Here is an 8,945-nt window from a genome sequence, read left to right as displayed (position 1 = left end):
CAGGCCGGCGGATGGAAGCCCGGCGACCCCGAGCCGTGGACGGAACAGGCCACGCATCAGGATCTCCCGCTTTCCAATCTCTTCGTCTCCATGCTCCAACGCCTCGGCCTCGAAACCGGGTCCTTCGCAGACAGCACGGGCAAACTCGACGGGGTTTGAGGAGGCGCCCGCGGGTAAGGCGGCCGTTCCCGCTCACGCCCAGTGGGCCGGACGAGTTGAGATCTCGTCGGCGTAGGAGCCATTCTGCCCATGACCCCGGTCTGTTCATGGGCGCAACGCGTGCGGAAAACTCGCGCTGTGTCGCCGAACACGCTTGTGCCGAAGTGGCCCACCGGCAGTCCGTGTTCACGATTCCCAAGCGATTGAGGCTCTGCTTCCGTTACGAACGTTCGCTCTTGGACGCCCTCTGTCTGGACGCCTGACAGATCGTCCGCACGGTTTATAAAGCGGCGAGCGGCCGGCCCGATGGCGTGCCCAGCATGGTCGAGGCGATCCAGACCTTCGGAGGCCTTAATCATTTTCACCCGCACATTCACGCGCTGGTGAGCGAGGGTGTGTTCCTGCCTGACCGGTCTGCGCGCGGCCACGCCTAGGCAGGCGGCACGTTCCTGCCCTTACCCAAGCTGGACTGCCTCGCCGTAGCCTTGGCGAAGGAGGATATTCGAACAAGACGCGGGGACAACGAGCTCGGGCGCAACCGCCGACCCCGGAGGGGAGCGCCGCGCGGCCCCGGATCCTCCAGCCGCCCAGGAGCCAGCGGTGGGATCAAGGCCTTTAGAGGAGGGTTAAGACGGGCTGTCCGCATCAGGTTTCGCGAAACGCTGCGGACAGCTTGAGGACCCCCTCTGTCCGGGTGAGGTTAGAATTCCGGTTTCCACCACCTTTTTCTGCGACTTCGCGAGACAGGATTCCCGCCTTGGGCGGCCTCCGAGACCGTCTCAGCCGGGAAGCCTCCAAGGATCGCCTCAAAAGGGCGTTTTTCTTGCGGCAGAGACCCGGAAAGTTCAGGGTTCGAGTCCAGCCGTGAAAAGCAAATTCCTATTAAGTTGCTCGGCCGCGAGGCATCCGCGGCCCCGCCGCCCGCGCTCCCGAAAGCGAGGCGCGTCATTCAGCTCTTCATGAATGGCGGCGCCAGCCAGTGCGATCTATTCGATTACAAACCGCTGCTCATCGCGCGCCACGGAGAAACATTCGATCCGGGCGGGGGGCAGCGGGTCGAAGCCAGCATCAGCACTCCGGGCGCCATCATGCGCAGCCCCTACACCTGGACTCAACACGGGCAATGCGGCCGCTGGGTGAGCAGCGCGCTGCCGCATTTGGCGCGGCACGTGGACGACATGGCTTTCCTCATGGCCATGCAATCCAAGTCCAATGTCCACGGTCCCGCCGCCTACTTGCAGATGAGCGGATTCCTGCTGCCGGGATTCCCCTGCGCGGGCGCCTGGATCTCCTACGCCTTGGGAAGCCTGGCCGACAACGTGCCCGCCTTCGTCGTTCTCCCCGACGTCCGCGGACTTCCTTACAACGGCAGCAGCATGTTCTCTGCAGGGTTTCTCCCCGCGAATCATCAGGGAACCGTCGTGCGCGCCGGCGCGCCGCAACCCATCGAACATCTGGCGCCGCCGGGATCCGCCCGCCACGTCACGCCCGCGAGCCAGGCCGACGGTCTCGTCCTGCTGCGTGAAATGAACGCGGAGCACGCGGCCCGTCGGCCGGGCGACGCGCGGCTTCGGGCGCGCATCGAAAGCTACGAACTCGCCGCGCGGCTGCAGTTGGCGGCGCCGGAGCTGCTCGACCTCCGCCGTGAATCCGACGCCACGAAGCGGCTTTACGGCCTGGAGCAGCCGGAGACGGCGGACTTCGGGCGCCGCTGCCTCCTCGCGCGACGCATGGCCGAGCGCGGCGTGCGGTTTGTTCAAGTTTGGAGCGGGCATGGCGGCGCCGCCGGCAACTGGGACAACCATTCCGATATCCCCAAAGAGTTGAGCTTTGCCGCGCGCAGCATGGATCAACCGGCGGCCGCGCTCCTCGCCGACCTGAAAGCCCGCGGCATGCTCGAGGATACACTGCTCATCTGGACGACCGAGTTCGGCCGGATGCCTTTCAGCCAAGGGAGCACGGGCCGCGATCATAACGGCGGGACTTTCGTTTCCTGGTTCGCCGGCGCGGGCATCCGACCCGGCGTCGCCCATGGCCGCAGCGACGAGTGGTCCTGGAAGGCGGTCGAAGGAAAGGCCACAACCCACGACTTCCACGCGACCCTCCTTCACTTGCTCGGACTGGATCACCAAAAGCTCTCGGTGCGCCACGGCGGCATCGACCGCCGCCTCACCGACGTCCACGGCGACGTGCTCCACGAAATCCTGTCCTGAGTTGTGGCCCGTGGATTCCCGCTTGAGGAATGCGCCTCGCGCCTTGGAGAAGCCCGGTTTCCGCGCGTGTGGAGAGAGGCGCTTAAACGACCGGTGTCTCCGGGCGGCCAAGCGATTCGACCAAGGCGTGAACCAAGTCGAGGTGGCGCGGCAAACCGGAAGCGCGATGGCCGAGATCATCGCGAAGTCCTGAACCGTTTCAGCGGATTTGTTCCAGAGGTCGAATGGCTCTCGCGGAGGCACAGAGACACGGAGAGAAAGGATGCGAAGCCCGTTTCACTCACACGGTCACCGGTTCAAGCATGCTTCCCCATCTCCGTGCCTTCGTGGCTCCGCGAGGGCCTTTGGTGGTTAGGCAGTGTGCGGCTGGAGCCCCAAACCTGCATCGTGGCATTCTAAGCGTGCGAGTCTTTGATTTCCGCGGAGTTTCAACGTTTTAGGCGGTGTTCAGACCTGGTGAGCTTTCTCGTCAGCAGGAGGAATAAGGAAGTTACAAATGGTCGGGGCGGTGAGATTTGAACTCACGACCTCTTGTACCCGAAACAAGCGCGCTAGCCAGGCTACGCTACGCCCCGAACCAAAGCCCCAGGAAACTGCCCTCCAACCGCGAGGATTGCAACGACGAATTCCATTTTGAACCTGTCCGGTTCATTCCAAAGTTGTCTGTAGTGTGGCGCAGGCTGCCTAGCCTGCCGTATCGCCGACTGCCAGTCGGCCCGGTGGGTGAAGAACGAGGCCCTTCCATGCTCTCCACGCACCTGGTTCCATTCGTCGCCCCGCAGGCTAGGCAGCCTGCGCCACAGCAGACAGGGTTGTCTGCGTTACCACGGCAACCCGGTCACCAACAACTTGCGGACGCACCGGAGCCCGTCGACTCAGCTCGATAGTCCCGCTCAGCCCACTCAGTCGGCCCAGAAGTTCCCAGTCACGGTACAAGCGTGAAATTTCCGGGCTTGAGCTTGTTGTTTGAACCGGTTCCCCCTATAAAGCGAGTACATGAACTCCCGTTTCCGGCGCCCCGTGCAACCCGGCTCGTCCGCAACCGCGCCTGCCGATTCCCGCGGCTTCACGTTGATCGAATTGCTCGTCGTCATCGCCATCATTGCCATCCTGGCGGGCATGCTTCTCCCTGCCCTGTCCAAAGCCAAAACCAAGGCTCACGGCACCCTCTGCATGAGCAATCTGAAGCAGCTCCAGTTGGGGTGGACCCTCTACGCCGATGATCATCGCGGTGAATTGGTCTTTAACGCCCTGAACCCCACTGCGGAAGGCTGGGTCAAAGGCCTCATCAATCACAACGCTTCCAACCCCGATAACACGAACATTCTCTACCTCACAGACCCACGGCACGCCAAACTCGCCCCCTACACAGCAGGCAGTGCGGGCGTTTACCGATGCCCGGCGGATCGCAGCCGTGTGCGCACTCGATCCGGCATTTTTCCACGCGTCCGCAGCCTCTCCATGAGTCAAGCCATGAACTCCTCGGATGACTGGTTGAACGGTTCCCACGGCAAACCACACTACGCCGCCGGCTCGCGCTTCCGCATTTTCAGAAAGATCTCCGATATCGACCCCATGGGGCACTCCAAAGCGTTCGTCCTCATCGACGAACATCCCGACAGCATCAACTACGGCGATTTCGCCGTAATCTACCGGGCTCCCAGCGAGATCGGATCCACCCGGCTCGTGGACATGCCCGCCAGCACGCACAATGGCGCGGGAGGGCTCTCCTTTGCCGACGGCCACGCGGAGATCCACAAGTGGGTGGATCCGCGGACCAAACCCAGGATCCTTTACAGCGACGACGCCTGGTCCAAGTGGATCGTCAATTGTCCGAACAATTCGGACGTGGTCTGGTTGTCGGAGCGGACCACCTTCCGGGAGAATTGACATTGATGGACCTCCGGAGATCGCCCGCGATAAAGTGGGTGGTGGGGTGCCTTAGCCTCCTGCTCGGCCTGGGTCCATTCTCATCCTCCACCCGCGCCGCGGAACCCGGTCTGTCCGACCCCGCTCAGCACTGGGCCTTTCGATCTGTCTCGCGACCGCCGGTGCCCGCCGCGAAGACAAGATCGCAGAACCCCATCGATGCGTTCGTTGAAGAAGGGCTCCGCGCCGCTGGACTTCAATCGTCTCCTCCCGCCGATCGCGCCACGCTCCTTCGACGCTTGCATCTGGTACTGACTGGATTGCCCCCTCACGCCTCGGAGGTTCTAGCCTTCGTCCAATCCACGGACCCCCGGGCCTACGACGTTACCGTCGATCGACTCCTGGCCTCTCCCCGCTTTGGGGAGCGCTGGGCTCAATTATGGCTTGATGTGGTGCGCTACGCCGACACGGACGGATTCGAGGTCAACACGGAGCGGAAAAACGCCTGGCCCTATCGGGATTATGTCATCGACGCGTTCAACCGCGACACTCCTTATGACCGCTTTGTGGTGGAACAACTCGCGGGCGACAGTTGCGGGCAGGATGCCGCCACAGGGTTTCTCGTCACCGCCGCCGCGTTGTTGCCGGGGCAGATCGGCCAGGACGACGCCTCGAAGCGGCTCGCCCGGCAGGACGAACTCAGCGAAATGATCGTCAATGTCGGCCAAAGTTTTCTGGGTCTCACCATTGGCTGCGCGCGCTGTCACCATCATAAATTCGATCCCATCCCAACGCGGGATTATTACTCGCTGCAAGCGATTCTCTCGGGTGTTCGTTACGGCGAAAGAGCCAGTCGTACTCCGTCCGCCCTGGCGCTCGCCCGTGAGGCGGAGGAACTCAAGTTCAAGGTCGCGGCCATGGACGACTCGCTGGTCCGGTATGAACCGCCCGCCCGCCCGAACTCCGATCCCGTGCCGCCCGCCAAACCGGAGCTGAACGAAGCACGGTTTCCAGCCCAACGCGCCCGCTTTGTGAAATTCAGCGTCTTTGATACCGCCACGCATCCGACGCTCGGGTTGATCGAGCCCTGTGTGGATGAATTTGAGATTTTCACGGCAGGTTCGACGTCGTCGAATGTGGCCCTCGCTTCGCTCGGCACGAAAACCCGCGCTTCGGGCAGCCGCACGTCGGATTCCCACCAACTGGCGTTCCTCAATGACGGGCGGTATGGCAACAGCTTCAGTTGGATGTCCGATGAAGCCGGCAAGGGCTGGGTGCTTTTCGAGTTCGCGGAAAGTCAGGTGGTGGATCGTATTCGCTGGAGCCGCGACCGGGACGGCGTGTTCAAAGACCGATTTCCCGTGGCGTATGCGATCGCGGCCGGAGAATCGCCCGATCAGTTGCAAACCGTTTTGGAACGATTGCCCTTGCGCCCCCCCGCCAACGCCCGCCGCAACTCCGACCGTTTCCATGCGGTGTCCACACGGAAACTGCGCTTCACCATTTCCGCGTGCAGCAGTCTGGAACCCGCTCTGGATGAAATCGAAGTCTTCACTTCCGGCGACAACCCCCTCAACGCGGCGCCTTCCCAGTCTGGCGTCGTCATCAAAGCTTCGGGCGTTTATCTCGATTCACCGCTCCACAAGCCGGAGCATTTGATCGACGGAAGTTACGGCAGCGCCCGGAATTGGATCTCCAGCACGCCGGGACAAGGCTGGGTGGAAATCGAATTCCCGCGTGAAGTGAACATCGATCGCGTGGTTTGGAGCACGGATCGCGACCGGGTGGTTCCTGATCGCGTGCCCACGCGCTACGCGATTGAAATTCTGGAACCTCACGGAGGCTGGAGGCGGGTGGCCGATCACACCGACCGCAAGGAATATGCGTCGGGGGCGGGCCCCGAGTCGGGGATTCACCTCTCCCAACTCACTCCGGAAGCGGCCCGCTCCGCTTCGCGGTTGATGGAGGAAAAACGCCGGCTGCAATCGCGCATCGACGCCCTCTTCGCCCGGCAGAGGGTGTTTGCCGGCTGGTTCGCGGAGCCCGAGGCAACCCGGGTCTTGCTTCGAGGAGATCCCGAGCAACCCGGCGAACCCGTGGAGCCTGCCATTCCGGCAATCTTCGGAAGTGTCCCGTTGAACTTCGCCACGCCCGAACCCGACCGCCGAAAAACCCTCGCCGCCTGGATCCGGGATCCGCGTCATCCGCTCACGGCGCGAGTCTGGGTCAATCGAATCTGGCAGGCTTGGTTTGGCATCGGGTTCGTCGATACCCCCAACGACTTCGGAGTGCACGGGAGCCGACCGACGCATCCGGAATTGCTCGATTGGCTCGCCCGCGAGCTCATGGATTCCGGATGGTCCCTCAAGCGCCTCAACCGGCTCATCGCGCACTCGGCCACGTTCCAGCAATCCTCCGCGATTCACCGTGAGGGCTTGGCCCGCGACGCCGACAATCGATTGCTTTGGCGGTTTTCTGCCCGGCGGATGGAGGCCGAGTTCATTCGAGACGCCATGCTCGCCTCCAGCCAGGAACTCAATCTCACCATGCACGGGCCCGGATTCAATCTCTTCAAATCTCGAGGCGGGCTCAACGGGTTCCCGCCCGTCGAATCGTTTGGCCATGATGGTTTGAGGCGCATGATTTATGCCCATCGCGTGCGCATGGAGTCGGAATCCGTCTTCGGCGCATTCGATTGTCCGGACGCCGGGCAAAGCACGCCCCGGCGCCGTCAATCCACGACCCCGTTGCAAGCCCTCAACTTGTTGAACAGCCCTTTCACGTTCGATCGGGCCAACGCGCTGGCCGGAAAAGTCCGGGCGAATCTCGGCGATTCCACGCCGCCCGAGGCCGGCGTGGCTCAGGTTTATTTGCGGGTGCTGGGACGTCATCCCTCCGGCGTAGAACTAAGCGCGGCGGAACCGGCCGTCCGCGAGCACGGCCTTGCCCTGCTCGCCAGGGTCCTCTTCAACACCACCGAGTTTTTGTTGATTCCATGAGCTTCGCCCTGCTGTCTCCGTCCGGACGCCGTCTCCTTGATCGGCGCGGGTTTCTGGCCCAAACCGCCACCGGCCTCACCAGCCTGGCCTTGACTTCCCTGCTGCAACGGGACGCCCTCCTCGCCGCTCAGTCTCCGGTAATTGATCCGGCACGGCCATACGCGCCACGGCCTCCGATGGCACCCGCCCGCGCGAACAAAGTCTTGATGATTTTCTGCGCGGGCGCCGTGAGTCAGCTCGAGACTTACGATTTCAAGCCCGAGTTGATCCGGCACGACGGCCAACCTCTGGCCGGGGGACCGCCCGTCACGTTCCAAGGCCCGTCCGGCAATCTGGCCCGGCCGCAGTATGAATTCAGGCCCCGTGGCCAATCGGGGAAAATGATTTCCGATTTGATCCCTCATATCGCCGGCCTGACCGATGACCTGGCTTTCCTCCACTCGCTCACGAGCAAGACGAACACGCACGGACCTGCCGAAAATTTTCTCTCCACCGGATTCGTCCCGGACGGATTTCCCAGCATTGGAGGCTGGGTGACCTACGCGCTGGGTTGCGAGACGCAGGAGTTGCCGGCCTTCGTGGCCATTCCCGATCCGCGTGGGATTCCGCAAGCGAGCGCCAATAATTGGAACAACGGATTCCTTCCGGCCGAGTTTCAAGGCACGGCCTTCAGCGCCAAAGATCCCATCCGACATCTGACACCCCCGGAAGGCGTTTCCCTCAAAGCGGATCGCGACGCGCGGCTTTTGTTGCAATCGATCAATCAGAGACATCTTCAAGCCCATCCCGGGGACAACCTCCTCGCCGCCCGCATCGCCAGCTACGAACTCGCGGCTCGCATGCAGCTCAGCGTCCCGGAGGTCAGCAACCTCAGCCACGAACCGGCCTGGCTGTCCCGCGAGTACGGAGCGGACGACACCCGCAATCCTCTCAAGGCCGCCTTTGCCAAAAACTGCATGCTCGCGCGCCGCCTGCTCGAACGGGGGGTGCGCTTCGTCCAGCTCTTCAACGGCGCCTACGCCAGTGGCGGCGAACTGAATTGGGACGGCCACAACAAGCTCAAGGAACAGTACGACCGCCACGCCGCCATCATGGACCAGCCCGTGGCGGCGTTGGTGAGGGATCTCCGCCAGCGGGGGCTTCTCGAAGATACCCTGGTCGTCTGGTGTACGGAATTCGGGCGCATGCCGATGTTCCAGAAGGGCTCGCAGGGCCGCGATCATAATCCGGATGGATTCACGTGCTGGCTGACCGGCGCGGGAATCCGGACGGGGGTGAGCTATGGTGCGACGGATGAACTCGGACGGAAGGCCGTCGAGAACGTGCTCTCCATTCATGATCTCCATGCCACCATGTTGCACCTGCTCGGCATCGACCACGAAAAACTCACCTTCTCCCACAACGGTGTCAGTCGCCGGCTCACCGACGTGCACGGCCATGTCGTTCGCGAAATCTTGAGCTGATCCCACCTCGAACCTCGTCCTGGCGAGAATGTCGATCTCATCGCGCGCATTGCCAACTTCAGCTTCCTCGGCATCCCCGCCCGTGTCCGGGTCAGATTCTGGCTGGATGAATCATCCGTGGCGGGCTCTTGGCTCGTGCGCCGCGATCGACATCGCCACGCCGAAAGTTCTCGCGAACATGCCCGCACCAGGCAAACACCGGGTCCGCCCGGGCATCGCCTGACGAACCCCCTACGTCGCCA

At 62.8% G+C, this 8,945-nt stretch carries 5 protein-coding genes and 1 tRNA gene; 5 read left to right on the top strand and 1 reads right to left on the bottom strand.

Features of this window, described 5'->3' with window-relative positions; translation table 11 throughout:
* Positions 1-470 precede the first annotated feature (470 nt).
* Positions 471-593: a hypothetical protein gene (locus tag FJ404_13205; GenBank protein ID MBM3823819.1), complete on the top strand. Its 123-nt coding sequence runs from the start codon at positions 471-473 to the stop codon at positions 591-593.
* A gap of 366 nt (positions 594-959) precedes the next feature.
* Entirely contained in the window at positions 960-2,372 is a 1,413-nt protein-coding gene (locus FJ404_13200) for a DUF1501 domain-containing protein (protein ID MBM3823818.1), read from the top strand.
* Between the two features lie 497 nt (positions 2,373-2,869).
* On the opposite strand, the gene FJ404_13195 is transcribed toward FJ404_13200, so the two are convergent.
* Positions 2,870-2,947: transfer RNA gene (locus tag FJ404_13195), tRNA-Pro, on the bottom strand.
* A 421-nt stretch (positions 2,948-3,368) separates the two neighbouring features.
* Between FJ404_13195 and FJ404_13190 the strand changes: the two genes are divergently transcribed.
* From FJ404_13190 to FJ404_13180, 3 genes are read left to right on the top strand one after another with little or no spacing between them, the layout of a single operon-like run.
* On the top strand, positions 3,369-4,262 hold the full coding sequence (locus FJ404_13190) for a type II secretion system protein (GenBank protein ID MBM3823817.1): 894 nt from the start codon (positions 3,369-3,371) through the stop codon (positions 4,260-4,262).
* 5 nt (positions 4,263-4,267) lie between these two features.
* Positions 4,268-7,240 carry a DUF1553 domain-containing protein gene (locus FJ404_13185; GenBank protein MBM3823816.1) on the top strand — a complete coding sequence of 991 codons (2,973 nt, stop codon included), beginning with the start codon at positions 4,268-4,270 and terminating at the stop codon, positions 7,238-7,240.
* Positions 7,237-8,703, top strand: coding sequence for a DUF1501 domain-containing protein (locus FJ404_13180; GenBank protein ID MBM3823815.1), 1,467 nt, complete (start codon positions 7,237-7,239; stop codon positions 8,701-8,703). The genes FJ404_13185 and FJ404_13180 overlap by 4 nt, the downstream gene beginning before the upstream one ends.
* Positions 8,704-8,945: the final 242 nt, after the last annotated feature.

It is taken from the genome of Verrucomicrobiota bacterium (assembly GCA_016871495.1).
Classification (GTDB): domain Bacteria; phylum Verrucomicrobiota; class Verrucomicrobiia; order Limisphaerales; family VHDF01; genus VHDF01.
This window is presented reverse-complemented; position numbering and strand designations above follow the sequence as displayed.

Coding starts and splice junctions, on each gene's coding strand:
- FJ404_13185 (MBM3823816.1), top strand. CDS start 4,268: ATGGACCTCCGGAGATCGCCCGCGATAAAGTGGGTGGTGGGGTGCCTT.
- FJ404_13180 (MBM3823815.1), top strand. CDS start 7,237: ATGAGCTTCGCCCTGCTGTCTCCGTCCGGACGCCGTCTCCTTGATCGG.
- FJ404_13190 (MBM3823817.1), top strand. CDS start 3,369: ATGAACTCCCGTTTCCGGCGCCCCGTGCAACCCGGCTCGTCCGCAACC.